This is a genomic window from Pseudoalteromonas sp. S327, assembly GCF_005886415.1.
Taxonomy (GTDB): Bacteria; Pseudomonadota; Gammaproteobacteria; order Enterobacterales; family Alteromonadaceae; genus Pseudoalteromonas; species Pseudoalteromonas atlantica.
Genome location: NZ_PNDP01000025.1, coordinates 23,862 through 50,858 on the forward strand (window position 1 = coordinate 23,862; position 26,997 = coordinate 50,858).

Sequence of the window (26,997 nt, forward strand, 5' to 3'; positions counted from 1 at the left end):
ATAATACGTGCTAAAAAGCACCTTAAATAAGTCGCTAAAACTTAATGTCGTAAACGTATCAGCTAATCGTTACAAATTAACTTATATCGCCTATCTAACTAAAAATACTACCATAGCAAATAAATACATTGCATTAACTAAATTCAATTAATCTTTACAAAAGTCGTCAATATTGTTTTGTAATACGTTTATAAACGCTGCGACGTGTAAACCGTCCATTAGCGAATGATGCACATCAATCGAAAACGGCATCAGGCCCGTGGTTTTATCGTAATGACCAAACACAAATTTAGGAATACCTAAACTTTTTCCTTCACTAAAGGCATGCGAAAAACTACTAAAATTAAGCCAAGGTAAAACCGATATATGTATCAAATCGGCCTGCCCTTCGGTTTGATTAAACGCCTGAGAAAATAACGGTTGAGATTTAGCATTGGCGCTTATAGCAGTGGCGTGCTGAGCAAATTCTTCAAGGCAAGGCGAATAATTAAAGTAACTAAATATAAACGAATCATCGCTAGCAAGCTCTACCACACTGGCTCTTACTTGCTTTAATCGCCATGGACGGTCATTAATAATTCTTAGCATAATCGGGTTATAAGCGTGGCAAGCTTTTAATGTGGCATGCACATAAGCTTGAAAAAAAGACAGTTTATTTTGTTTACAATATTCAAATAAAGGCTTGGCGTTAAGTGTTACGCACACATTAAAATATGGCTGGGTAAAGTTTTTAAATAATTCGAAGTGTTGTTGGCGAGGCCATGTATCAAGGTCGATGGGCTCCATTAAGGCGTTTGTATCAGTCATAATATCCATAAGCTTGTCGTTAACGATTAGGCCGCATTGCCTTGAGGGTCTTGGCCACAAAAATTACCACGCCACAGAGTATAAACAAAAAAGGCGTACCACTGTACGCCTTAGTTTAAATAAACGGGGTAAATTTACAGGCCGTTTTGAATTATCTCTTGCGCTAACTCATCGGCAATCAAGTGCGTTGATTTTTGCTCTTTTTCACTACGGGTGAATATTTCGGTTAAGGTATCAAAAATACCTTCGACATGTTTATTAGACGCCGCCTCACTGTAGCCCTGTGGCGCAGTTTCGTAATACACATTAATAATGCCACCAGCGTTAATAACGTAATCGGGTGCATACAAAATACCTTTTTCACGAAGTACTTCACCGTGACGAGACTGCGCTAGCTGATTATTAGCACACCCAGCAATAATGGTTGCCTTAATACGTGCAATGGTTTCATCATTAATGGTGGCACCTAATGCACAAGGTGCGTATACATCAACATCAAGGTCGTAAATTTCATCAATACCCACTGCCGTAGCACCAAAGTCATTTACTACGCGCTCTACAGCATCTTGATTGATATCTGTTACAAATAATTTTGCACCAGCTTGGGCTAAATGCTTACATAAACCATAGGCGACTGCACCTAAACCTTGTACCGCCACTTTAATGCCCGCAAAATCTTGATGCCCACGTTGGTGCTGTAATGCCGCTTTAATTCCTAAAAACGTACCGTAAGCTGTAAAAGGTGACGGATTACCGCTTTTTCCTTCCAAGCCCAGCACATAATTCGTTTCTTTATTCATTAATGCAACGTCATCACATGTAATGTTTACATCTTCGGCAGAATAGTAACGGCCATTTAATCGCTCTAATTGGCGACCAAAAGCTCGAAATAACTGCTCTGACTTAATCTCTTTTGCATTGCCAATTATAACTGATTTACCACCACCAAACGGTAGGCGAGCAACCGCATTTTTATAGGTCATCCCTTTAGAGAGACGTAAAACATCGTAAACGGCATCTTCATCGTTGGCATAGTCCCACATTCTACAACCACCAACAGCAGGGCCAAGGTTAGTATTATGTACGGCAATAATTGCTTTTAAACCTGACGCTTCGTCAGAACAAAAAACCACTTGTTCGTGGTTATCAAATTCAGCTTGATTAAACACAGCCACTGTAATTACTCCAAAATAGTTTACCCGTGAGAGGGATGAGCGCTGGAAATTGACGAAACTTTACCACTTCATTTTTAAGGGTGCCACATAATGAGAAGTTAAACCCGTAAAAAGCCAGCCTTGTGAATTAATAAATCTAAATAACAACAAAATACGGATATAAAATTCAACAAAAGGCATATAAATTAAATTTAAAGCTAACAACACCGTTAAAAAGCGCCTTCACATTTACGTGAACGTAAAGGTAACACCAAGTGTAAACCTTGTATTACACAGTTCCCCTCCCAGCAAAGTCGCACAGTGTATAGGTTTATGAAGAAAAAAGCAGATTTACCACAACTGGTCTGAGGTGTTTATTTGAAGGGGCAATTTGCGCTTTTTTAATATTTCATAAAACAAACACAAAAAAAAGCGAGCCTAAGCTCGCTTTGTAATTAGATTACGTAAACCTTTATTTAAGCTTACCGTCTAGCTCTTCAATTTTAGCTTTCCAAATTGCAGGGCCTTGCGTGTGTGCGTTAGCACCTTCGCTGTCTACGGCAACCGTAACTGGCATATCTTCTACTTCAAATTCGTAGATTGCTTCCATACCTAAATCTTCAAAGGCAACCACGCGTGCTTTTTTAATTGCTTTAGATACTAAGTATGCCGCGCCACCTACAGCCATTAAATAAACCGATTTATGCTCTTTAATCGACTCAACTGTAGCAGGACCACGCTCAGCTTTACCTATCATGCCTACAATGCCGGTTTTTTCTAGCATCATATCGGTAAATTTATCCATACGTGTTGCAGTTGTAGGGCCTGCAGGGCCTACAGCTTCATCACCTACAGCATCAACTGGGCCAACGTAATAAATAAACTTATTATCAAAATCAACGCCCTCAGGTAAACCTTCACCTGAATTGATCATATCTTGTAAGCGTTTATGAGCAGCATCACGGCCTGTTAAAATAGTGCCTGAGAGTAAAACAGTTTCTCCCATTTTCCACTCGCGGGTGTCTTCTTTAGTTAACGTATCTAAATTAACACGGCGAGTTCCTTCACCTACTTCAAACGTCACTTCTGGCCAGTCTTCTAGCTTAGGCGCTTTTAAATCTGCAGGGCCTGAGCCGTCTAGTGTAAAGTGTACGTGGCGCGTAGCTGCACAGTTAGGGATCATCACAACAGGTTTTGATGCCGCATGCGTAGGCGCTGTTTTTACTTTAATATCAACAACCGTTGTTAAACCACCTAAACCTTGCGCGCCAATACCTAGCTTGTTAGCACGTTCAAAAATTTCTAAACGCAGTTTTTCTTCCGTTGTTTCTGCACCGCGCTCCATAAGCTCATGAATATCAACCGGGTCCATTAACGACTCTTTTGCCATTACCGCTGCTTTTTCGGCGGTTCCACCAATGCCTATACCTAGCATGCCTGGCGGGCACCAACCAGCGCCCATTGTCGGTAGCGTTTTTTCTACCCATGCAGCTACATCGTCAGATGGGTTTAGCATAACCATTTTACTTTTGTTCTCTGAGCCGCCGCCTTTCGCTGCAACCATTACTTCTACTTCGCCGCCCGCCACTAAATCGATGTGTACAACTGAAGGGGTATTATCTTTAGTGTTTTTACGTGTGCCAGCAGGGTCAGCTACAATAGAAGCTCGTAGTGGGTTATCTGGATTTAAATATGCGCGACGTGTGCCTTCATCAACCATTTGTTGTACGGTTAAATCTGTTTTATCCCACTTAACATCCATCCCTACTTTTACAAAACAGGTAATAATACCCGTGTCTTGACATAGTGGACGCTTGCCTTCAGCCGACATACGCGAGTTAATTAAAATTTGCGCGATTGCATCTTTTGCAGCCTTGCTTTGTTCTTTGTTGTAGGCTTTTTCTAGCGCTTGAACAAAATCAAGGGGATGATAAAAAGAGATATATTGCAACGCATCTTCAATGCTATCAATAAAGTCTTGCTGACGGATTGTACTCATAGTGGTTCCTTAAGTTAGCGTTACGCTTAAGCGTAATCTATACCAAACCGGTGACGGTGGTTTGCACTGTTTTAATTACAACGTAGATTTGATACTAAACGCTGCCAAAAAAATTTGACTTATGATACCCTCCCAGCCCGTTTCGAGCCAGTTCTTAAAGGGGCAGTAAATGCTAAACAATGAAAAAAATTGTGTAAAATTAGCCATAACACAAAACTGCATTGATGTTTTCGCGCATTTTGCGCATTTACCCTATGCCGTATTACTAGACTCAGCCAATAGCGAGCACATAAATAGTCGCTTTGATATTATTGCGATAGAGCCTCATGCTATTTTAGAAGTAAACAACAATCAAAGCGTATTTAATCAGCAGCTTGACTCGCGTAGCCCCTTTACAATAATGAACGATGAGCTAAGTAAACTTAGTGCGCAAAAAGCCGCTAATAACCTGCCTTTTAACGGCGGTTGGCTTGGTTATTTTGGCTACGATTTAGGGCGTATTATTGAGCACATGCCACGCACGGCAAAACACGATATAACGTTGCCACAAATGGCCATTGGCCTTTATTTAGATGCGCTTATATTTGATAAACACCAGCAAAGCTGGTTTTATGTTTCTCAACCTGAGGTGAACCGTTTAGCGCTTTACCAGCAATATTTAGCAAACGATATAGTACCAGCACAGTTTTCGCTCACCAGCGATTGGCGCTCAAATATGAGTGAGCATGAATACGCTGACAAATTTGCGAAAATACAAGATTATTTAAAAAGTGGTGATTGCTATCAAATCAACCTAGCCCAGCGCTTTAGTGCCGGTTTTAAAGGCGACCCTTTCCAAGCCTATAAAGTATTGCGTGAGGCTAATAAAGCGCCATTTTCTAGCTTTATTAACCACCCACGTGGCGCCATTTTATCAATATCGCCAGAGCGCTTTATTGCAGTTCACGACAATATAGTTGAAACAAAACCCATCAAGGGCACTTTGCCACGCATGGCCGATGCAATCGCCGACCAACAGCAAGCCAGAGCCCTTGAAAACTCAACCAAAGACCGCGCAGAAAACGTAATGATTGTTGATTTACTGCGTAACGATTTAGGTAAGGTTGCAAAACCTGGCTCTGTAAAGGTGCCCTCACTTTTTGCTATTGAGAGCTTTCCGGCAGTGCATCACTTAGTGAGTACCGTAACGGCAGAACTGGATGAGAGCAAAACGTGTGTTGATCAACTTGAAGCAGCATTTCCCGGAGGGTCAATCACCGGCGCGCCTAAAATTAGAGCTATGGAGATAATTGAAGAGCTAGAGCCTCATAGGCGTAGTATTTACTGTGGCTCTATAGGGTATATAAGCGCCTGCGGTAATATGGACACCAGTATTACAATCCGCACATTGGTTTGTCATAACGAACACATTTATTGCTGGGCCGGTGGTGGTATTGTCGCTGATTCTAAAGTCGAATTGGAATACCAAGAAACATACGATAAAGTGAATAAAATACTTCCTTTATTAAAACAGTAGAACGCTTTGAATAGTGAACATATTATGGCGCGGTTTCAGCTAAGCCCTACTGCCGCGCCAAATCAAATAAAAGATACCCGTAAAAAGCGTGCCAGTGCGGTTATGCTGCCTATTATTGATGTTGATAACCACGCGCATATTTTATTGTGCAAACGCCCTACTTATTTACATCATCACCCTGGGGAAATTTGTTTACCCGGCGGTAAATTTGAGCAAAGCGATAAACACCTGCGCACCACAGCGCTTCGAGAACTACACGAAGAGCTTAATATAGCGCCAAGTAATGTTAAAGTGCTCGGGCAGCTGCCACAATACTCGACCCTAACTGGCTTTAGCATTAGCCCATTTGTGGGTTTACTTGATGAACACACAGTATGGGAGAACGATTATAATGAAGTGCAAGCTAGCTTTTTACTGTCGCTTACCCAGCTTTCAAACGAGGCAAATTGGCAACCCATTCCTTTTCAACGTTTTGGCAAAACCATCACCTTGCAAGGGTTTAGTACACCGCACGGGTTACTGTGGGGAGCAACGGCTAGCATTATAAAAAACTTTACAAAACAGCTTGCCCTACCAGTTTAAAACTTACTGCCAAATAGTTACATAATATAGAATTAACGTTATGATACTCGACCGTTCAAAGAACAGCTTTCGGGCTGAGTAAATAAAGTAGAGACCCATAGTATGATCAGTGCATTTGATATGTTTAGCATTGGTATTGGCCCATCGTCGTCACATACCGTTGGCCCAATGCGTGCCTCGCGCTTATTTGTTAATGACCTACAAGAGCAACAACTTTTAACCTCTGTTACCGATATAAAGGTAGAGCTTTATGGCTCACTGGGTCAAACCGGCGTAGGCCATGGTTCTGGTAAAGCCGTTATATTAGGGCTTGCCGGCTACGACCCAGAAACAATAGATGCCGATTTAGTTGACGATATCCTTGCCACCATTGAAAAAGAGCAAGTGATATACCTCAACCAAACCCATAAAGCGAACTTTCCTAAGCAAGGGGCTATTGTTTTTCATCGCCGCAAAACCTTACCTAAGCACTCTAATGCCATGGAAATTATTGCCTCAAACAATGGCGAAAAAGTATATAGCAAAGTTTACTACTCTATTGGCGGCGGCTTTATTGTTACCGATGAAGAATTTGAAAACGAAAAACAAGCAGCCCTTGATATACGCGAGCAAAACCCGGCTCCTTACCCGTTCGAAAGTGCAAAAGATTTACTAGAGCTGTGTAAAGAATCAGGCTTTAGTGTATCTACTTTAATGATGCATAACGAAAAAACGCTGCGCAAAGAAGACGATATTAAAGACGAGTTGTTTAATATTTGGCAAGTAATGAAAGCCTGTATTGAACGTGGCATGCGCACCGAGGGAATTTTACCAGGTGGTTTAAAAGTTAAACGCCGTGCACCTAGTTTGTATTTAAAGCTAAATGTAGAAGTGAGTAATGACCCACTCAGAGCAATGGATTGGGTGGATTTATTTGCCTTAGCTGTAAATGAAGAAAATGCCGCGGGTGGGCGCGTAGTCACGGCGCCAACAAATGGTGCTGCGGGTATATTGCCGGCCGTTTTAATGTACTACCACACATTTATTAAAGAAGTAGACCGCGACATAGCCACACGCTATTTATTAACCGCAGCGGCGATTGGTATTTTATACAAAAAAAATGCCTCTATTTCGGGCGCAGAAGTAGGCTGCCAAGGTGAAGTAGGTGTTGCCTGTTCAATGGCTGCCGGCGCACTCACCGAAATTGTTGGTGGTAATGTAGTACATGTTGAAAACGCCGCCGAAATAGGCATGGAACATAATTTAGGCCTAACCTGCGACCCTGTAGGCGGATTGGTACAAGTACCGTGTATTGAGCGCAATGCCATGGGCGCCATTAAAGCAATTAATGCCTCTCGCCTAGCAATACGTGGCAGTGGCGAGCAAAAGGTGTCGCTTGATAAAGTGATTAAAACCATGCTCGATACCGGTAACGACATGAAAACCAAATATAAAGAAACCGCACGCGGTGGATTAGCGGTAAACATTATTGAATGTTAAGCGTATAAAAACAAAAAACCGCGTATTTTAGCAATACGCGGTTTTTTAGTATTTATATACTTAAAGTCTTACTATTTTACCGGCAGTTCTATGTCGGCAAATAACGCATCAACATCATCTTGATTACGTAATAAGCTGGCTCGCTCTACTCGCTCTTTAGTTAAATGCGGGGCAAAACGCTCAATAAAGTCATACATATAAGTACGTAAAAAACTGCCCTTTCTAAAGCCAATTTTAGTTGTGCTAGCTTCAAATAAATGGCTGGCATCAATACACACTAAATCTGTGTCACTTAATTGATCAACGGCCATTGAAGCGACTACACCTACACCTAGCCCTAACCTTACATAAGTTTTAATTACATCGGCATCGGTTGCAGTAAACACAATGTGCGGCTCAAGCCCGTGCGCGTTAAATGCTTTATCAAGCTCAGAGCGACCAGTAAACCCAAATACATACGTAATAAGCGGATACTGCGCTATATCAGCAACGGTTAAATTGTCGGCCTTTTGTGCTAGTGGATGATCTTTTGCCACCACAATGCTGCGGTTCCAATGATAGCAAGGCAGCATAACTAAATCTGAGTATAAATGAAGTGCTTCAGTTGCAATGGCAAAGTCTGCGTCACCGCGCGCTGCCGCATCAGAAATCTGTTGTGGTGTACCTTGATGCATATGCAGCGAAACAGCTGGGTATTTTTTCATAAAGCCCTGAATAACACTTGGCAAAGCATAACGAGCTTGAGTATGTGTAGTGGCTATATTTAGTTTACCCTGATCAGGCAGCGTGTGCTCATTAGCAACCGCTTTTATACCTTCGACTTTAGATAAAATTTCGCGAGAAATGTTAATTATTTCTTCGCCGGCACCTGTAACATGCGTTAAATGCTTACCACTGCGGCCAAAAATTTGTACACCTAGCTCATCTTCAAGCATGCGCACTTGTTTAGATATACCAGGCTGTGAGGTAAATAAACTCTCAGCAGTTGCTGATACGTTTAGCTTATGGTTTTGAACTTCTACGATGTATCTAAGTTGTTGTAATTTCATGGTTGCAGTTTTTAACGTTATTATTAAGCTTATATGATGGTAATACTAAGCAAAACCAAGTTTAATTTAGCTAAAACTTGGCAAAGTAAGCACGTATACTTTCATTATTTAAGCATTAAGGCTAGCATAATAAACCCGCTGCAGATAGCGATGTTTATTCAGGTTCAACTTATAATACATTATTCTTATATCTAATTTTTAACATATTTTTAAGTTAATCAGCGCAAAGCTACCCTCAAAGCATATATTTGATGTAATATAAAAAAATAGATTATGAATCCGAGAATTAAGCCATGATCGTTTCGATTATAATTGTGCTTATAGTGGCACTGATAGTGATTGCACTGTGGGTAAGCGCTGTACAGCAGCATAAAGAAAAGCAAGAAATTGAACGTCGCAAAGAATTAACAAAACAAAAAGCGATAATTGAAGAAACCGAAGAAGCACTTATGAATAGCGCTAATATTCCGCTTTCTGAAAACATTATACGCGTTTTACAACGTAGATGTTACGAAGCACTAAACGCTATGGTGAACCATTCACCTAATTCTAAAGCATTAAAAAGCAGAATGAACGAAGCTAAAGAAAAGCTAAGTGGTGCAGTACAAGGTAATAGCAGCGACAATTTATCGTTACCAAGTAACGATAAGCAGTTAGTCTCGTTAATTCAGGGCATAAAAAAGCTTAGAGTTATTATGCGCTCTGAGCACAGTAAAGGCCGTGTAGATAGCCAAGTATTTGCAGCTGAAGATAAACGCCTAGAAAAGTTACAACTCAGAATTAACATAGAAAGCCAAATTAAACGCGGTTTATCTGCTCGCTCAGCGAGCATGGTGGGCTCTGCTAGGCAATATTTTGAAAAAGCCTATGCCACACTTAGTGCCGTTACCTATTCTGATGAATACGTAAACGCAAAACGCCAAGAAGTTGAAGCCTATTTAGAAGAAATAAGCACCGAACTAAAAGCATCAAATGCCACTGCCCTGAAGAAAAAAGCAGAAGCAGAGCAAGATGACTTAGACGTATTATTTGCACCTAAAAAGAAATGGTAATTTTAAATACCCAAAAGAAAGCCCATACATAAGGTATGGGCTTTTTTGTATCTGTTAAGCTATTTTTACCAATGGGTAAATACTAACGTATTTTGAGGCACTACTTAGCGCTAACTACGTTATAAACGCTCATTTACCACAATATAGATACGCAAGGTATAACAACGCAGCGGCATGAGCGATAGCCACTAAATAATAAATGTTTACCCACCCTCAAACTAAGGCTCTTAGCTAAAAGAATGGGTATTAACTATTACGATAAAAATGCAAACTTGATAATAAATAACGCTGTTAATATCCACACGCTAATACTAACCTGATCGCGTTTACCACACAGTACTTTAACCGCAGTATACGATATAAAACCAAGAGCAATACCGTGCGCAATAGAGAATGTAAGCGGCGTCATAAGTAGTACCACACTTACCGGAATTGCATCGCTCATGTCATCCCAGTTTACAAACTTAAGGTTTTGCAGCATTAATACCGCAACGTATAAAATAGCACCCGCTGTTGCATAAGCCGGCACCATTTGCGCAAGCGGCGCAAAAAACATCATTAGTAAAAAGCATATACCCACAACAACAGCTGTTAAGCCAGTACGCCCACCAACCGATACACCGGCTACAGACTCAATATAAGAAGTAGTGGTAGAAGTACCTAACATTGCACCCGCAATAGTAGCTGTACTATCTGCACTTAAAGCACGCCCTAAACGTGGCATATTGCCTTTTTCATCGGCTAAGCCTGCTTTTTGAGTTACCGCAACTAACGTGCCTGATGTATCAAATAAATCAACAAACAAAAACGCAAAAATTACACTCAGCATAGAAAGCTCAAAGGCCGCTGCAAAATCAAGTTGCATGAAGGTAGGTAAAATAGACGGTGGCATTGACATTACGCCGTGGTACTCAACTAAGTCGAGGCTTAACGCAATGCCCGTTACTAGCAAAATGCTAATAAGTACGCCGCTTTTTATATCACGATAAAGCAAAGCAGCAATGACAAAAAAGCTTAAAATAGCTAATAAAGGACCTGCCGAAGTAATATCGCCAAGCTGTACTAATGTAGCTGGGCTTGAAACAATAATGCCTGCATTTTTAAGCGCAATTAACGCTAAAAACGCACCAATACCAGTGGCAATAGCCTGCTTTAAAACCAAAGGAATAGCATTAATTATCCACTCTCTGACCTTAAACAAACTTAATATTAAAAATATACAACCAGACATAAATACCGCACCTAATGCAGCTTGCCAGCTATAACCCATGCCCAGTACAACACCGTAAGTAAAAAATGCGTTTAAACCCATGCCCGGCGCAAGTGCTAAAGGGTAATTAGCCCACAATCCCATAATAAAACAGCCAATAGCAGCCGCAATACAGGTAGCAACAAATGCAGCACCTTGATCCATGCCTGCTTCCGCAAGCATTGCAGGGTTTACAAATACAATGTAAACCATAGTAATGAAAGTAGTGATTCCAGCAATGCTTTCGCGTCGCACATTGGAGTTATTTTCGCGGAGTTTAAATAGAGCTTCGAGCATAATAGACTTGTGATAGTAAAAAGTGACGTAATTTTACCATAAAATTAAGTATAAACAGGACATTTTACCTTGCGATATACTAAACTGTTGGCGTAGAAACTATAAAAAAGAAAATATATGAATAAGACTCAGCCTAGCGGACAAGACTTAGAGCAGCAATTAAACAATATTTTAGATTTTGTAACACAGCCTACAAACCACAGCGCTGAAAACAATAGTGATGTCAGTGAGCAAACAACACTTAACAAAGCCCTGTATTATTTAAAGCATAACCAAGCACCGTTGGCAGCTAAGTGGATGCGCCTTGCCGCAATGGCCGGAAATCATCGCGCCCAGTTTTATTTAGGGTTATTTTTTGTCAAAGGCCAAGGCGTACCAAAAAGCGTATTTCACGCAGCAGCATGGTTAAGTTTAGCCAGCAGCCAAGGCTACGAACCGGCAACCGCTGCTTTAAATGATTTAAGAAAATATATCGACACCAAACGTCTTAAAGACGCTCAATGCTATGCAGCCAGTTTGTATGAGCAAATCCACCAAATTCAGTTTGCCCACTTAATTCCAAAAAATGACTAACTACTGTATAGCTAACAGCTAAGTACTGTAAAACACACTAAAATAACTGTATAGCCATCCATCAAGTACTGTATAGCGCTGCTACACTTTATACAGTACTGCAAACACCCTCAGCTTTCACTTGCACAGCACAAACTGTAACCAACTGTTTTTAAAACATTATTTTCATTGTTTATTTTTTAAAACCATTAACTGTATAAAAAATAACAAAAAACGCTTGCACACAACAACTGTATAAACTACTGTATACACGTACTGTATATAAACCCAGTGAGTGAGACCTATGCTACAGCCAATTACCGTAAGAACCGTTAAAAGCTACCAACAACATGATGAAAGTGAGTCGGTAAACTTAATTAAAGTAGAAGATGAAATTTCTGCTACGTTTGAGATGCTAAAAGTGTTGCACCAATACAATAGCTCTAACGCGTGGACCTTACTGATTGCGCCCGACCATGTGCCTAGTAAAGCCTTGCTAGATAGCTGCTCTATAGATACCAGCAAACTGCTTGTAATAAGACAAAAGCATTTAGTAAATTTAGAGTATGTACTTAATTCAGCACTTCATAATGGGAACTTTGCAGCCATTATTACGTGGACAGATATAGTAAGTGAGCAGCAGCTTGTTAATTTATCGCTTAATTTAAACAAAAGAAGCGCTAAGCTATTTTGCTTTACTAAAAAAACCAGCACTACAGCAATATCACTTACTCAATAAGCTTGGTAAAATGCATTTTTAATTTATGTTAATTAGTATTTTATGAGTGTAACTAGTACTAGCGCTTGCTTATGCAACAGTCAGCTTAATTATGGCGACTGTTGCCAGCCTTATCATCTTGATATAAAAACCCCAGCAACACCTGAGCAACTAATGCGTTCGCGCTTTAGTGCTTATGCATTAAAAAATGCATCTTATGTATTTAAAACTTACGCCAAAGAAAAACAAGCACAAAACCCAGTAAATGAAATTGCTGACTTTGCCAATAGCTGCCGCTTTGTAAAATTAGTTGTGCGCGATACGCAGCAAAGTGATGAGCGAGGTTATGTTGCCTTTAACGCGTATTATTTTTACCAAAACTTATATTGTGAATTAGATGAGAAATCAGACTTTATAAAAGAGGACGGTGAATGGCGTTATTTAGAGGGTATTATTAATCCGGTCGCCGATATAAAAGTTGCCAGAAACGACCCCTGCCCATGTGCAAGCGGTAAAAAATATAAAAAGTGTCACAGTGTATAAAATAAGCTAAACACTTAGCATAAAATAGCTTTTTATTTAAGCGCTACTCTATACCACTAAACATGTTAATAACTGCCATAAACAAAAATGGACCATCTAGGTCCATTTTCTACAATATTGCTATTGGTTATTCATCATCATCTAGATCGAACGATTCACGCTGCGCAGGTCTAGCTAAAATCTCAACATAGAATGAAGTAAGCGCCTGCTTTTCGATTTCGCTGATCTTGTTGTTAATTTCAGCTACGTGAACAACTTCGGCATCATCGGCACTTGTGCCAAACTTACAGTCAAACGCCCAGTAATCAGCTTCAACAGGTAGCGTTTTATTGCGCTCTCTTTTCAAATATTTTTTCACTTCATGCTTTGCAGCATCAACCATACGAGGGTATTTGATTTTCTCATGATTTAGCGTGAATGTTTTCTTCATTACGTTCCTAATTACCTTGATTTAATGATAATGGCACTCAAGTCATACCATTTGCAGCCATTATAGCAATTGCATTTAATTTGTGGATGCTTTTTTTAAACAAAAAAAGAATTGTTCTATTTTATTGCATAACCGGTTATTAAATATAAGGTGTTTTAGGCTTTTAAAACGCACAAGTGTTAAATTATTTTTATGCGTTAGCAACAAGCAATAGCTTATGTATAGCCTCATTAGTTAAATCGTCATAAAATGCTGCGGCGTCCATTTGTGGACTTGCAAGCGCGGTGTGCGTGTCATTTAAGCGCCTGCGTACTGATAGTTCACAATTATCGATTACTGTTAAAGGAATATGTAACTTGTCATCTCTAATCGCTAGTGGCTCAGGGTTTAAGCAGTGGCTTAATTTTATTGCTTTCATACCTGCTTGCTCGCCTTGTTGAACAATCATCGACGCGTGCTCTTGCCCTATGGTCATATCAAATTTTTCGGGAGCTAATAATTGCTTTGGTCCAGCACCAAAGCGCTCCCTTAACTGTTCTTCGTCTACATAAGCACTATGCGTTTCACTTTTTGGCAAGTGAAATTGACTAAAATCCAGCGCATCGTGCGATAGCATCGCTAATAAAAGTGAAAATTCGCCTCTGCGATTTTCATGCACACTTTTATTTAGCCTAGTCTTTAGTTGACTCTCTGTGATTAACAAATCATCGATTTGCATAGTCTTTAGCCGATTATGATAACTGGTAGATATTTATCGGCTTTATTTCAAATTTCTTTAGCTTTTTTCTTTACTTAAATACGCAGTTTGCTATTATCAGCGCCGTTGCATTGGAGGGGTTCCCGAGCGGCCAAAGGGATCAGACTGTAAATCTGACGGCTCAGCCTTCGCTGGTTCGAATCCAGCTCCCTCCACCACTTTTCTTACCGCTAAGTTAAGTGGGGCCAAATGTAACAAAATAGTGTGGAGGGGTTCCCGAGCGGCCAAAGGGATCAGACTGTAAATCTGACGGCTCAGCCTTCGCTGGTTCGAATCCAGCTCCCTCCACCACTTCTTATCTTCAGTATCCTTTTCTACATCTTTTTCATCACTATTTAAAACTTCATTTTTAGACTAATTATCAAATACCCACTGTAATGTTGCCCCGTGGTTTTTAAGCCATGCTGATGCAGATTTATAATCGGGATAAAAGTTAGCTACGTGCTTCCAAAAAGCGCTGCTGTGGTTCAAATACTTTAAATGAGCCAATTCGTGCACAATAACATAATCAATTATATGATGAGGCGCCCCAACAAGGTTAAGGCTAAAGGTTAGCTCTCGCCGAGAATTACAACTCCCCCACTTACGTTTATAACTTCCAATCGTCAATTTAGTCGGTAATGCTTCTGACATCTGTTGGCAATAATAAGCTAAACGCATTTCAATGTAGCTTGTTAGCGTTTCTTCAAGGGCAAGGCAAAGTAACTGCTTGCGTTTTTCAGGCTGTTTTTTTACTCGATTAGAAGTGTAAATAGTAAATACGCTATCGGATTGCTGAACATGCGAGCGTGTCCCTTTTGCAAAAGTAATGGTATATGGCTTAGCAAAAACCATTATTTGCTGGTTTTTAAACGGGTGTTGTTGAGTATCAATGGCGTTAAGTTGTTTATGTAATTGCGCAGTTACCCACTCATTTTTACTAAACAGCCATTGTTCTATTTGTAGTTTTGGCACGTGTGTAGGCGCATAAACAGTAACTAATTTTTGGCTAACTTTTATTGCCACTGTTTTACGCCTTGCACTGCGTTTTAGCTGATACTCAAACAAGGTGTGTGCTCTAAATATAATTAAAAGCGTATTATAAAGCCTTATTTAATCAATGCAGTTATTTAGCGATAAATAAATGGGCTCAGTGTTTATTATTATTTTTATTTACGCAAAATCTCGTCTTATTAATAAAGTACGCTACGCATGTTAATACTTTAATGCTAAAAAGTAACCTCGCTGATTTATAATATAAATTATTAGATTAACAGTTTATTTATATAATAAATCTATTAAACTAGTTCAATAAAGATACTAATTTGAGCCACTATGCTGTCTGCATTTTTTATAACCGACCACGATCCGAGCCTCATTATCAACGGTGCATATAACCCTATACTGGTTAGTTTATCGGTCATTACCGCTATTTTTGCTGCCTTTTTTACGATCTGGTTGGTTGATGTAGCAAAGCAAACGCAATTCGAAAGCTATAAACGCTTAGCCAATGTGACCGGTGCCACTGTTTTATCGGCCGGTATTTGGAGTATGCATTTTATAGGTATGTTGGCCTTTTCGTTATGCACAGAAATACACTACGACCCAATCATTACCGTTTTGTCTTTTTTACCGGCGTTTATTGCATGTCAGTACGCTTTTTCGATTTTAGTAAAATCGCAAGGGTCATACAAACACCTTATTATTTGCTCTATTTTACTAGGCTCAGGCATTGGTACAATGCACTACAGCGGCATGGCAGCAATGGAGCTGGCCCCGTTACTACGTTACGATGCAATCATATTTGCTTTATCAATTGTGGTCGCTGTTGGTTTATCGTTCATAGCACTTTTTACGCGTTATCATTTAACGCGTTTGCTACCTAATTTATCACAACTGCAAGCGCGCTCTATTACCGCTGTTATTTTAGGCTCAGCGGTGGCTGGTATGCACTATATGGGTATGGCTGCTACCCGCTTTGTTGCAACCTCTCCGCTTTTACCCGATTACGAAGAGTCAACCACTGAGCTTGCTTTTGTGGCTATTGCCGTAGCTACCGCGACCGTTGCTATAACCTGTGTCATTGCAGTTATAAATGGCATGGTTAGATACCGCTTACTGCTTGAGGAAAAATCGGCGGATGAATCTCGACTAAATGCTATTTTAGGCACTGCTATTGATGGCATTGTGACTATAGATCACACCGGCATTATTTTGAGCTTTAACGAAGCTGCCAGCAAAATTTTTGGTTGGCGAGAAAACGAAGTTCAAGGTCATAATGTAAAAATGCTGATGGCCGATGAAATCGCTCGCCACCATGATGGCTATTTGTCTCACGCCAAAAATGTAGATCTAGGTAAAGTAATTGGTATAAATAGGGATGTGTCTGCCAAACACAAAGATGGCCACCTTTTTCCTATTCGCTTAGGTATAGGGGAAGTTAATCAGCCAGGCCATATGCCGTTATATGTTGGCTTTATCACCGATTTAACCGAACAACGCGCTATGCAGCAAAGTCTTATTGAAAAAGAGCAAAAGTACCGCTCTTTAATGGATAATATGCCTGGCGCTGCTTTTCGCTGTAAGTACGACGAAAACTGGAGCATGTTATTTATCAGCCCAACAGTGGCTGAACTAACAGGGTACACGCCAGAAGAGTTCACAGAAAGCTGCATAGAACTTAACGATCTTATTTTGAAAACAGATCAGCCAACGGTAAACGAAGCCGTAGCGCAAGCCATGACCTCAAGTTTAAAGTACTCGGTAGAGTATCGTATTCGCCACCGTAACGGCAAAGTTGCCTGGGTATTAGATAAAGGCAGTATTACCTGTGATAAAGATAATAACCCGCAGTGGATAGATGGGGTATTGGTTGATATTACAGAACAAAAAGAATACGAAGACAAACTTGAGCAGGCAAAATTGCAAGCTGAAGAAGCAGCGCACGCTAAGCAATCTTTTATGGCTAATATGAGCCATGAGATCCGCACGCCGATGAATTCTATTATCGGTTTTAGCGACCTACTGATGGACACTCCGCTAAACCAAGAACAGCAAAAGCACTTGGTTACAGTTAATAATGCGGCGCGTTCATTATTAAGGTTACTTAACGAAGTGCTTGATACCGCAAAACTTGAGCGCGGAAAGCTAACTATTGAACCCGTTCACTTTAGTTTAAAACAAGTACTCGATAGCATTATTTCGACATTTTGGCTTGAAGCAAAAAAGAAAGACTTGCGTTTAAAGTTGAACATTAAAGATTCTGTTGCCACAACTTACTATGGCGACCCAGATAGGTTAAGGCAAATTTTAACTAACCTCATCGGTAACGCCATTAAATTTACCGAGCAAGGTTCGGTTGAGCTCACTGTAAGTACTACGCAAACTGATCAGCTCTTTTTTGAAGTGCAAGATACCGGCATAGGTATTGCCAAAGACCGTGTTAAAGCTATATTTCAGCCGTTTGTTCAGGCCGATGGCACCACTACTCGTCGCTTTGGCGGTACAGGCCTGGGAACAACCATTAGTAAACAATTAGTAGAGCTAATGGGCGGCACTATAAACCTAGTCAGTGAAGAAAACAAAGGTAGCTGCTTTTACTTCTCTTTACCGCTTAAACAAGGCGATGCAGAAAAAATAGACCATTTCGATGGCCTGCACACTCAATTACCATCGCTAAGGGTACTTGTGGTGGATGATATTGAGCAAAACACCGAGCTGCTTTCGTTATTACTTTCTAAAGATCAACATTTGGTAAGCAAAGCAAGCAACGGTTTAGAGGCTATTGCAATATTCGAGAAACAAGATTTTGATGTCATCTTAATGGATATTCATATGCCTGAGTGTGATGGCATAGAAGCAACCACAAAAATTAGAGCCATAGAAAAGCAAAGGCAGCTTAAATTTACCCCCATTATTGCGTTAACGGCAAGCGTCCTACAGCAAGATAAACTCACAGCTAAACGTGCCGGCATGAACGGCTTTGCTAATAAGCCGATAGATATAAATCAGCTTAACCAAGAGATTGCGCAGGTGCTTGGCTTAGGTATTGCTAAAGATATGGTTATTAGCCAATCAGACCCTGAGGCTAAACACATCGACTTTGAAAAAGGTGTGATGCTTTGGGGTAATAAATGCAAACAGTTAACCGAAATTGCCAAATTTATAAATGACAGCAATAAACGATTTGATATTTTATTTAACAGTAAGTTATCTGAGATTAAAAACGCCAATAGTCTGATACATACCCTTAAAGGGGTCGCCGGTAATTTAGGCCTAACAACATTAATGACTTTATTAGCCAATTTAGAGCGTGAGCAAACTTCTGAGCAATCTACAGCGTTAGTAACACAAATAAAAGACGAGTTAGTGACAATAACGCAATTGATATCAGGCGATGAGTGCGCACAAATCACGCCTGCTGAGAGTGAAAATACTGAGCAAAAAAGCACGCTAAACGCGGCTGAATTAAAGTCACTGTGTGAAACGCTGCACCATGAAGCGCAAAGCGCCGAGCTCAACGATGTTTTGCTTGCGCAGCTTGAAAATAACGCCCCTGCACACCTACAAACTCAAGTAAATGAGGTTGTAAACGCATTTGATGAATTTGACTTTGATCAGGCGCAACACGTGCTAGACGGTCTAATTAAAGAGTTTACCCAAGAATGAGAATATTGAATGGATTTTAGCAACGACAAACCACGTATATTAATCGTTGACGATGAACCTGCTAACTTAAAAGTCATGCGAGAAGTATTAGGTAATCAATACCGTATGTCTTTTGCTAAATCGGGCGCTGCAGCACTTGCGCTACTAGAAAAAGAACAGCCTAAACTTATATTACTCGATATCATGATGCCCGATATGAATGGCTTTGAGGTGTGCGAAATACTTAAAAGCACACCTGCGCTTTCGCATATCCCAATTATTTTTGTAACGGCTTTGGGCGATGAAAGCGATGAGTTTAAAGGCTTTGAACTTGGCGCTGTTGATTACATTACTAAACCTATTAGCCCCGCGATTGTGCGCGCACGTGTTAAAACGCATTTATCGCTTGTACAAGCCGAGCAATTAAAGCAAGCCCATGTTGATTTAGTACATCGGTTAGGCCGCGCTGCAGAGTACAAAGACACAGACACTGGCGAGCACATTGCTAGGATGAGCCAATACAGTAAATTATTAGCATTAGAATTTGGCATGGGTGAGCAACAAGCAGAGCTACTTCGCCAAGCAGCCCCCATGCACGATGTAGGTAAAATAGGTATTCCGGATGCTATTTTATTAAAGCCTGGGCGATTAACCCCTGACGAATTTGACCACATGAAACAGCATGCGGCTATTGGCGCGCAAATTTTAGCAAATTCCTCATCACCGCTATTACAACTTGCCTATAAACTGGCTATAGAGCACCACGAAAAGTGGGATGGCAGTGGCTACCCTAATGGTTTAAAAGGCGAACAAATATCGGTTGAAGGGCGTATTGTGGCTATTGCAGATGTATTTGATGCCCTTACCTCTAAACGCCCGTATAAAGAGGCTTGGGGTGTAGAAGAGGCGCTTGAGCATATGCAAGCACAAGCGGGTAAACACTTTGACCCCCACCTCATCAATTTATTTGTAAATAAGCTCGATGCTATAATCGCAATTAAAAACGCATATCAAGAGCAACACTAAGTATTGCGCGTGCGCGAGCCTTGTTTTACATCACCATATACCGCTTTTATGTGCGGGTAGTCATGAGAGGTTATTTCGTGGCTATTCCCACTGTTATCTTTAAAATAAAGCGAAAACGTTACACCGTGATCAGCCAGTACAGTTTTTATGTTTAAGCCATTTAAATAATCAACCCAACCAATAAACTGTGCACCGGTGGCTGCAAACGCAATACCTTTGCTTCGCCCTTGTCCTTCAAATAACGCTAAACGCGTTGTTTTTGCGCTATCTTCAAGTGTGAGTGGCCCTTTGCCATTTTCATCCCAAAAGGCAAGCTCTTCAACTACGCTAAAGCCTAGTACCTGCTTGTACCACTTTAGCGCTTCTTGGATGTTTTCAACATTAAGGTGGCAATGGTCAATGCCCGATAATAACGGAGCGCTCATATTATTGACCAATTTCTGATTTTAGCTGCTCTAAAAACGCATACATATACTCTGTGCGTCGCTCTGCCTCGGCTTTAGCTGAGGGCGTATTCATGCTCTTAGCAATATGAAGCAATTTAATAAAAAAATGATCAAGGGTATAGGTTTTATCATCTGCTTCGCGGTTAACACAAAATGGGTCATCAGGGTTATACAGTAAGCGGCTAATAGAGCCCCCTACTTTCATACAACGGCTAACGCCTATTGCACCGAGTGCGTCCATTCTATCGGCATCTTGCACGATTTGCGCTTCTACAGTTTTAACCGCTATATTGGCGCTAAAGCTATGGGCAGCGATAGCATGATGAATATCATCAAACAAACATGCGTCGTAGTTAATTGATTTTAAAAACGCAATGGCTTTATCTGCCGCCATAGTAGATGCTTTTGCTCTATCGGGGTGGTTTTTTGCCACCGCAACACAATCGTGCATCCACGCCGCTGGCAAAACAATATTCATATTGGCTTGCTCGGCGTGACATAATTGAATGGCAACACGCACTACGCGTTCAATATGCGTTATGTCGTGTGCTACATCGGCATGTATTAACGAAGTAATAAATGAGCGACATTGAGAATCAAGCTGTTGTAACTCAGGGCTTAAAGCAGTGTTGGCCACAGTGATGTTCCAAAAAACTAATTTATATGAGATTTATCCGTACTTTAACGTGCTTTACACCTCCCTTGCAAAACATTCATTGTATGTTGCCCTATGCTTGACTAAAATACAGCGCTTATTTATTACAACTGAGAAGCCTTATGTCATCTGCCGTTTACCTACAAGCTGGTCGCGAAAAATCATTAAAAAGAAAACACCCTTGGTTATTTTCAAAAGCCATCAAAAAAATTAAAGGTAAGCCAGGCCTAGGTGATACGGTCACGATTCACGACAGCGAAGGTAAATTTTTAGCCACCGCTGCTTATAGCCCTCACTCACAAATAAGAGCGCGAGTGTGGAGCTTTGATGAAAAAGAAGTAATAGACCAACACTTTTTTGAGCGTCGCTTACGCCGTGCTTTACATGCCCGCGAGCATGCAATAGCCGAAGGCGGTTTAACTGGCTTTAGGTTGTGTGCTGCTGAGTCTGACTACTTGCCAGGTGTAACCATTGATAAGTTTGATAACACCTTAGTTTGCCAATTACTAAGTGCCGGCGCTGAGCGCCATAAAGGTGAAATTGTAGGCGCGTTAATGGCTATTTTTCCTGGTGCGAATATTTATGAGCGCTCAGATGTAGACGTGCGCACCAAAGAAGGCTTAGAACCTATTAAAGGTGTACTGTGGGGCAACGAACCTTCAGAGCCGGTGGTTATTGAAGAAAATGGCTTAAAGCTTGAAGTAGACATTTTAGAAGGTCATAAAACAGGCTTTTACCTGGATCAACGTGATAGCCGCGCAGCACTTGAGCGCTTTTCAAAAGATAAAACCGTATTAAATTGCTTTAGCTACACAGGTACTTTCTCACTTTACGCACTACGTGGTGGCTGTAAACACGTCACTAATGTTGATGTATCACAACCAGCACTGGATACCGCTAAGCGTAACGTAGAGCACAATAACTTAGATTTAAATAAAGTCGATTTTGTAAAACAAGATGTGTTTAAGCTATTACGCCAATACCGTGAGGAAGGCAAACAGTTTGACACTATTGTGATGGACCCTCCAAAATTTGCAGACAACAAAGCGCAGTTAACCGGTGCGTGTCGTGGTTATAAAGATATAAACATGATTGCTATGCAAATATTAAAACCAGGCGGTACATTACTTACCTTCTCGTGCTCTGGATTAATGGAGCAAAACTTGTTTCAAAAAGTGGTAGCAGACGCTGCGCTAGATGCAGGTAAAGAGCTATTGATTATGGAGCGTTTAAATCAAGCGGCCGATCACCCTATTGCTGGCAGTTACCCTGAAGGCTTTTATTTAAAAGGCTTGATTTGTAAGGTTTACTAAAAATTATTGTTATTACCTACAAGGACGTAGGTAATAAAATCGAACGTTGTTTAACACCTGCAATAGCAAAAGCCAGCCGCTTGGTGTTTATTCAATTTAATTAAACTGAACTATTTCTAATCCTGCGGTGATGGTGCCATCCTCTTCTTTGCTAGCACGTATAACTTTAGCCGTTGCATTTAAAGAGGCAATACTTGGGTGAGTCGACTCTATATTAACCTGTAACAAAGTATCGAGCTCAAGCAAGTCATCTAAATGTAGTGATAACCCAGTGGCACTTAAATCAACACATTCTGCGGTATAATTTAGCCCAGCAACTGGCTCTATTGTTGTTAATTGCGCAGGAGTATTAACCTGCATACGTCTAAAATTGCGCTTATCTTCAGTAAACATGCATCACCTTTAAACAACCGTGTTTATTTGCTCAAATAAAGTACCCATCGAAAACGGTTTTACTACATAGGCATCACACCCTGCATCAAAGCCAGCTTGCTTTTCCGAGGGCGACTCTAAGCCCGAAACCATAACAACAGGTATATTTTTAGTCTCAGGCGTGTGCTTAAGCATCCGACATGTATCATACCCATCGAGGCCAGGCATACATACATCAAGCAAAATAATATCCGGCGGGTTAGCAATGGCCGACGCCAAACAGCTTTTACCCGAGTCAGCATAACTAACATCAAATTTTGAGGTCAGGGCAGATTTAAGCATTTCATAATTAAAATACTCGTCATCTACAACTAACAATCGCTTAATCTTATGTTCAACCGATGAGGACATAGGTATGTCGCTTCCTTCTCAACCAAAAATAAATCCTTCTATTAAGGTACTAAGCTTAATAGAAAATGCAAGTTTTATTCTATCTCTTTTATCGCATTCATAACGCGTTTTGCAGAAATAGGATATGGGGTACCTAAGGTTTGCGCAAACAGTGACACCCTAAGCTCCTGCTGCATCCAAAAAATAGCGTTTACCTGTTGCGGAATAGGTAAGCCTTTTGGAATTTTATTTACGAGCTTTTTGTACTCTTGCGCTACTTTTTCAAGTTCTAAAACACACAGTCTATCGCGGTTAGGATCAACAGGTAGTTTTTCTAAACGTTTTTGAATCGCTTTTAAATAACGAATTAGGTCGGGCATTTTATTCGCACCGTGAGCGCTCACAAACCCTTTGAAGATAAGTGACTCAAGCTGCGATTTTATATCGCCATGGGCAGTTATCATAGTTAAATCGACACGCCCTTTCATTTTTTTATGTAACGCATGAGCAATGCTTAAAACTTGTTCAACTTGGGTGGCAATTTCTACCACAGCATCGCCTAGTTCGCCCCTAATTTGCTCTTTAACTTTATCAAAAGCGTCTTCATCGCGTATATCGCCATGCTTTATTAATAAGCTGTCTACGCCGGCGGCAATACAATCGTCAATTAAGTCTGCAATTTTCCCAAACGGATTAAAGTACAAGCCCAGTTTGGCTTTATTAGGCAAGTTTTGCTGAAGGTACTTTATTGGCGACGGCACATTTAATAATACTAAACGCCGTAAACCTTGCTGGTGCGCTTGCTGGGCTTTTTCTTCACTATCAAAGAGCTCAATTGCCGCTGTGGATTTTTTATCTACCAGCGCTGGGTAAGCTTTTATTTCGTATTGGCCTTGCTTTTTAACGTACGAGGCAGGCAAAGCGCCAAAGTCCCATTGTGTTAAATCGGCTTTTTCAATGCCTTTATCGGCCACCTTTGATAGCGTATCAGTTACTTTGCCTTGCAGCTGTGCTTTTAGTTTTGCTAAATCTAGTCCGCGTGCTAGCAATTTATCGTGCTCATCACGCACCTCAAACTGCAATCTTAAATGAGGCGCCAGTGCGTTTAGATCCCACGCTTCTATATCTACTTTTACGCCTGTCATTCTTAGTAAGCGTGTAGTAAGTGCATCAAGTAAGCTGCCTTGCATAGGCTCAATGGCGGCCAGTACAGCATCAGCGTAATTGGGAGCAGGTACAAAGTTACGACGTAACGACTTAGGTAACGATTTAATTAAACCGCTTATTAGCTCATGCCTAAAGGCAGGTATGTGCCAATCAAACCCGGTTTCTTGCACTTGGTTTAAAAGTGCTACCGGTATTTGTACAGCCACCCCATCAACAGCTTGTCCTGGATCAAAATGATAGCTCAGTGGCAAAATGATATTATCTTGCTGCCATGTATCAGGGTAATCAAACTCAGTAATATTACTTGCACCGTGCTGCATAAGCTCTTCACGGGACATGTATAGGTAGCGTTTGTCTTTTTGCTTTTGGGCTTTATACCACTTAATAAAGGCTGCACGGTTGTTAATTTCTTTAGGTATTTTTTTATCGTAAAATTCAAATAACGTTTGCTCATCAACCAAAATATCGCGACGTCGCGATTTATGCTCAAGTACCTGAATATCTTCTATTAGCTCGCGGTTGTACGCCAAAAATTGCTCATTTAAGCCAAGCTCTTGCTCTACAAGGGCGGTGCGTACAAACAGCTCACGACTAACTTTAGGGTCTATATTGCTATACACACAGCGGCGTTTATTAACCACCAATAAGCCGTACAAGGTTTGTTGCTCGAACGCGATAACAGCGCCTGGTTTTTTCTCCCAATGCGGCTCAGAATAGCTTCGTTTTACTAAATGCTGTGCAAGGGGCTCTACCCAATTAATATCTATTTTGGCATTAATACGTGCGTATAGTTTACTGGTCTCTACCAGCTCTGCCGACATAATCCATTTGGGGCTCTTTTTAAATAATCCAGAACCCGGAAAAATATGAAACTGGCTATTACGAGCGCCTTTATATACTTGCTTTTCGTCTTTAAAGCCTATGTGACTTAACATGCCGCTCAGTAACGCTTTGTGTATTAGCTCTGAGTCAGCCACTTGCGTGGTGGCTTTAATTTTCATTTCGTTGCACACAGTGCTTATTTGATAAACAATGTCTTGCCACTCACGAATACGCATATAAGCTAAAAAGTCTTTTTGGCACAACTTTCTAAACTGGCTATTTGTCAGCTCACTTTGCTGCTCTTCTAGGTAATTCCAAAGATTTAAAAAAGCAATAAAATCCGAGTCAGGGTCATCAAAGCGACTGTGTTTTTCGTTCGCTGCGGCGCGTTTTTCTTGCGGGCGCTCTCGGGGGTCTTGAATCGACAGCGCTGCCACAATAATAATAACTTCTCGTAGTGCACCGAGCTTATTAGCCGTCAACACCATTTTAGCTAAACGCGGGTCGACCGGTAAGCGGCTAAGCTCACGCCCTGATTGCGTTAAACTCGTTTGATGGCGCTTTTTACTCGGCTTAATCGCCTGAAGTTCTTCAAGTAGGGTTAAACCATCGTTAATATTGCGACTATCTGGCGCTTGTACAAACGGAAACTCGCTCATATCGCCAAGCCCTAATGCCAACATTTGCAAAATAACAGAGGCTAAATTAGTGCGCAGTATTTCTGGGTCTGTAAATTCTGGGCGAGATATAAAGTCATCTTGCGAGTATAAACGTATACAAATACCCGCTTCAACACGGCCACAGCGTCCCATACGCTGGTTCGCACTTGCCTGAGAAATTGGCTCAATAGGTAAACGCTGTACTTTAGTACGATAGCTGTAACGGCTAATACGCGCTGTACCTGGGTCTATTACATAACGAATACCCGGCACCGTTAATGAGGTTTCGGCCACGTTGGTTGATAAAATAATATGGCGGCGCGAATGCGGGGCAAATATACGATTTTGCTCTGCGTTAGATAAGCGCGAGTAAAGTGGTAATACGTCGGTGTGTTTTAAATTACGTTTAGAGAGCGCCTCTGCAGTATCGCGTATTTCGCGCTCGCCATTTAAAAATATGAGAATGTCCCCGGGCCCTTCAGCGCACAGCTCATCTACCGCATCAAAAATACCTTGCAGTTGGTCGCCTTCGGCTTCCATAGCGTCTTTATTTATATCGCTTATAGGGTTATAGCGCACCTCAACGGGGAATGTACGTCCCGACACTTCAATAATTGGCGCATCATCAAAGTGCTTTGAAAAACGTTCAGGATCAATGGTCGCCGAGGTAATAATAACTTTTAAGTCGGGGCGCTTTGGCAGTAAGTTTTTTAAATACCCTAAAATAAAATCGATATTTAAGCTGCGCTCATGGGCTTCATCAATAATGATGGTGTCGTACTGATTTAAAAAGCGGTCTTGTTGTATTTCGGCGAGCAAAATACCGTCGGTCATCAGTTTTACATACGTATTATTAGAAACCTGATCGCTAAAACGTATTTTAAAACCGATTTGTTGGCCAAGCTCACATTTCATTTCCTCAGCAATGCGGTTAGCTACACTGCGCGCGGCTAAACGTCGTGGCTGGGTATGGCCAATAAAGCCATCAACCCCACGGCCAAGCTCTAAACACATTTTTGGTATTTGCGTGGTTTTACCTGAGCCTGTTTCACCGGCAATAATCACCACTTGATTATTCGCAATGGCGTCTTTAATGACGTCCTTTTTTTGACTTACCGGTAATTGCTCAGGGTACGTTACAGCGGGCAGCTCAGCTAAACGTTTTTCACGTAGCTGCTGGCTGCGGGTAATATCAGCCGCTATTTTTTCAAGGGCATTGGCCTGCTTAGTCTCATCTTGTATTTTTTTTACGCCATGTAAGCGTTTTTTAAATATAAACTGATCTTTTTTTAAGCACGTTTTAAGCTCGCCAAACAACTGACCTAGGTTTACCACCC

At 40.9% G+C, this 26,997-nt stretch carries 23 protein-coding genes and 2 tRNA genes; 12 read left to right on the plus strand and 13 right to left on the minus strand.

The features are described from left to right. Nucleotides 1-147: 147 nt before the first annotated feature. From CWB60_RS08470 to CWB60_RS08480, 3 genes are all read right to left on the minus strand, one after another. Nucleotides 148-786, minus strand: a complete 639-nt coding sequence (locus tag CWB60_RS08470) for a chloramphenicol acetyltransferase (RefSeq protein ID WP_128581605.1) — start codon at nucleotides 784-786, stop codon at nucleotides 148-150. 155 nt (nucleotides 787-941) lie between these two features. Next, nucleotides 942-1,982: a Glu/Leu/Phe/Val family dehydrogenase gene (locus tag CWB60_RS08475; RefSeq protein WP_024033350.1), complete on the minus strand. Its 1,041-nt coding sequence runs from the start codon at nucleotides 1,980-1,982 to the stop codon at nucleotides 942-944. A gap of 451 nt (nucleotides 1,983-2,433) precedes the next feature. After that, nucleotides 2,434-3,960 (minus strand): fumarate hydratase, encoded by a 1,527-nt coding sequence (locus tag CWB60_RS08480; RefSeq protein WP_004589406.1) that lies wholly within the window; start codon nucleotides 3,958-3,960, stop codon nucleotides 2,434-2,436. 169 nt (nucleotides 3,961-4,129) lie between these two features. Between CWB60_RS08480 and pabB the strand changes: the two genes are divergently transcribed. From pabB to CWB60_RS08495, 3 genes are all read left to right on the plus strand, one after another. Beyond that, complete coding sequence (gene pabB / locus CWB60_RS08485) at nucleotides 4,130-5,476, plus strand: aminodeoxychorismate synthase component I (RefSeq protein ID WP_138579568.1); 1,347 nt, start codon at nucleotides 4,130-4,132, stop codon at nucleotides 5,474-5,476. 6 nt (nucleotides 5,477-5,482) lie between these two features. Continuing rightward, the gene (locus CWB60_RS08490; RefSeq protein WP_039972509.1) at nucleotides 5,483-6,058 is read left to right on the plus strand and encodes an NUDIX hydrolase; all 576 of its coding nucleotides are present in this window, start codon (nucleotides 5,483-5,485) and stop codon (nucleotides 6,056-6,058) included. 102 nt (nucleotides 6,059-6,160) lie between these two features. Beyond that, on the plus strand, nucleotides 6,161-7,537 hold the full coding sequence (locus tag CWB60_RS08495; RefSeq protein WP_004589403.1) for an L-serine ammonia-lyase: 1,377 nt from the start codon (nucleotides 6,161-6,163) through the stop codon (nucleotides 7,535-7,537). A 71-nt stretch (nucleotides 7,538-7,608) separates the two neighbouring features. Here the strand turns inward: CWB60_RS08495 and cysB are convergent, their stop codons facing one another. Beyond that, entirely contained in the window at nucleotides 7,609-8,586 is a 978-nt protein-coding gene (cysB, locus tag CWB60_RS08500) for an HTH-type transcriptional regulator CysB (RefSeq protein ID WP_004589402.1), read from the minus strand. Nucleotides 8,587-8,879: 293 nt separating this feature from the next. On the opposite strand from cysB, the gene CWB60_RS08505 reads away from it, so the two are divergent. After that, on the plus strand, nucleotides 8,880-9,638 hold the full coding sequence (locus CWB60_RS08505; RefSeq protein ID WP_024032356.1) for a hypothetical protein: 759 nt from the start codon (nucleotides 8,880-8,882) through the stop codon (nucleotides 9,636-9,638). Between the two features lie 253 nt (nucleotides 9,639-9,891). Here CWB60_RS08505 and CWB60_RS08510 read toward each other — a convergent pair whose 3' ends face one another. Beyond that, on the minus strand, nucleotides 9,892-11,184 hold the full coding sequence (locus CWB60_RS08510) for an NCS2 family permease (protein WP_004589400.1): 1,293 nt from the start codon (nucleotides 11,182-11,184) through the stop codon (nucleotides 9,892-9,894). Nucleotides 11,185-11,301: 117 nt separating this feature from the next. On the opposite strand from CWB60_RS08510, the gene CWB60_RS08515 reads away from it, so the two are divergent. The 3 genes from CWB60_RS08515 to CWB60_RS08525 all read left to right on the plus strand — a co-directional run bounded on the left by CWB60_RS08515 (nucleotide 11,302) and on the right by CWB60_RS08525 (nucleotide 12,997). Continuing rightward, nucleotides 11,302-11,757: a tetratricopeptide repeat protein gene (locus CWB60_RS08515; RefSeq protein ID WP_024032355.1), complete on the plus strand. Its 456-nt coding sequence runs from the start codon at nucleotides 11,302-11,304 to the stop codon at nucleotides 11,755-11,757. Nucleotides 11,758-12,040: 283 nt separating this feature from the next. Further along, nucleotides 12,041-12,475, plus strand: coding sequence for a SulA-like leucine-rich domain-containing protein (locus tag CWB60_RS08520; RefSeq protein WP_024032354.1), 435 nt, complete (start codon nucleotides 12,041-12,043; stop codon nucleotides 12,473-12,475). Between the two features lie 42 nt (nucleotides 12,476-12,517). Continuing rightward, on the plus strand, nucleotides 12,518-12,997 hold the full coding sequence (locus CWB60_RS08525; RefSeq protein WP_029774254.1) for a YchJ family protein: 480 nt from the start codon (nucleotides 12,518-12,520) through the stop codon (nucleotides 12,995-12,997). A gap of 127 nt (nucleotides 12,998-13,124) precedes the next feature. On the opposite strand, the gene CWB60_RS08530 is transcribed toward CWB60_RS08525, so the two are convergent. Together CWB60_RS08530 and CWB60_RS08535 are read right to left on the minus strand one after the other, a co-directional pair. Continuing rightward, nucleotides 13,125-13,427, minus strand: coding sequence for a DUF6172 family protein (locus CWB60_RS08530; RefSeq protein WP_004589192.1), 303 nt, complete (start codon nucleotides 13,425-13,427; stop codon nucleotides 13,125-13,127). 190 nt (nucleotides 13,428-13,617) lie between these two features. Next, on the minus strand, nucleotides 13,618-14,145 hold the full coding sequence (locus CWB60_RS08535; RefSeq protein WP_138579566.1) for a VC2046/SO_2500 family protein: 528 nt from the start codon (nucleotides 14,143-14,145) through the stop codon (nucleotides 13,618-13,620). Between the two features lie 112 nt (nucleotides 14,146-14,257). Between CWB60_RS08535 and CWB60_RS08540 the strand changes: the two genes are divergently transcribed. Together CWB60_RS08540 and CWB60_RS08545 are read left to right on the plus strand one after the other, a co-directional pair. Further along, nucleotides 14,258-14,342, plus strand: a tRNA-Tyr gene (locus CWB60_RS08540). A gap of 48 nt (nucleotides 14,343-14,390) precedes the next feature. Further along, a tRNA-Tyr gene (locus CWB60_RS08545) sits at nucleotides 14,391-14,475 on the plus strand. Between the two features lie 63 nt (nucleotides 14,476-14,538). Here the strand turns inward: CWB60_RS08545 and CWB60_RS08550 are convergent. After that, the gene (locus CWB60_RS08550) at nucleotides 14,539-15,189 is read right to left on the minus strand and encodes a M48 family metallopeptidase (RefSeq protein WP_096042550.1); all 651 of its coding nucleotides are present in this window, start codon (nucleotides 15,187-15,189) and stop codon (nucleotides 14,539-14,541) included. 309 nt (nucleotides 15,190-15,498) lie between these two features. Between CWB60_RS08550 and CWB60_RS08555 the strand changes: the two genes are divergently transcribed. Further along, nucleotides 15,499-18,831 (plus strand): MHYT domain-containing protein, encoded by a 3,333-nt coding sequence (locus CWB60_RS08555; RefSeq protein WP_138579564.1) that lies wholly within the window; start codon nucleotides 15,499-15,501, stop codon nucleotides 18,829-18,831. A gap of 9 nt (nucleotides 18,832-18,840) precedes the next feature. Further along, the gene (locus tag CWB60_RS08560; protein ID WP_138579562.1) at nucleotides 18,841-19,836 is read left to right on the plus strand and encodes a response regulator; all 996 of its coding nucleotides are present in this window, start codon (nucleotides 18,841-18,843) and stop codon (nucleotides 19,834-19,836) included. On the opposite strand, the gene CWB60_RS08565 is transcribed toward CWB60_RS08560, so the two are convergent. Then, on the minus strand, nucleotides 19,833-20,261 hold the full coding sequence (locus CWB60_RS08565) for a VOC family protein (protein WP_064386669.1): 429 nt from the start codon (nucleotides 20,259-20,261) through the stop codon (nucleotides 19,833-19,835). The genes CWB60_RS08560 and CWB60_RS08565 overlap by 4 nt on opposite strands. A gap of 1 nt (nucleotide 20,262) precedes the next feature. Then, on the minus strand, nucleotides 20,263-20,919 hold the full coding sequence (locus tag CWB60_RS08570; protein ID WP_004589186.1) for an HD domain-containing protein: 657 nt from the start codon (nucleotides 20,917-20,919) through the stop codon (nucleotides 20,263-20,265). A 140-nt stretch (nucleotides 20,920-21,059) separates the two neighbouring features. On the opposite strand from CWB60_RS08570, the gene CWB60_RS08575 reads away from it, so the two are divergent. Continuing rightward, nucleotides 21,060-22,250 carry a class I SAM-dependent methyltransferase gene (locus CWB60_RS08575; protein WP_054983075.1) on the plus strand — a complete coding sequence of 397 codons (1,191 nt, stop codon included), beginning with the start codon at nucleotides 21,060-21,062 and terminating at the stop codon, nucleotides 22,248-22,250. 96 nt (nucleotides 22,251-22,346) lie between these two features. Here the strand turns inward: CWB60_RS08575 and CWB60_RS08580 are convergent, their stop codons facing one another. The 3 genes from CWB60_RS08580 to hrpA all read right to left on the minus strand — a co-directional run bounded on the left by CWB60_RS08580 (nucleotide 22,347) and on the right by hrpA (nucleotide 26,995). Further along, entirely contained in the window at nucleotides 22,347-22,643 is a 297-nt protein-coding gene (locus tag CWB60_RS08580) for a PilZ domain-containing protein (RefSeq protein ID WP_138579560.1), read from the minus strand. Nucleotides 22,644-22,652: 9 nt separating this feature from the next. Next, on the minus strand, nucleotides 22,653-23,033 hold the full coding sequence (locus CWB60_RS08585) for a response regulator (protein ID WP_024034218.1): 381 nt from the start codon (nucleotides 23,031-23,033) through the stop codon (nucleotides 22,653-22,655). Nucleotides 23,034-23,107: 74 nt separating this feature from the next. Further along, the gene (gene hrpA, locus CWB60_RS08590; RefSeq protein ID WP_138579558.1) at nucleotides 23,108-26,995 is read right to left on the minus strand and encodes an ATP-dependent RNA helicase HrpA; all 3,888 of its coding nucleotides are present in this window, start codon (nucleotides 26,993-26,995) and stop codon (nucleotides 23,108-23,110) included. Between the last annotated feature and the right edge of the window lie 2 nt (nucleotides 26,996-26,997).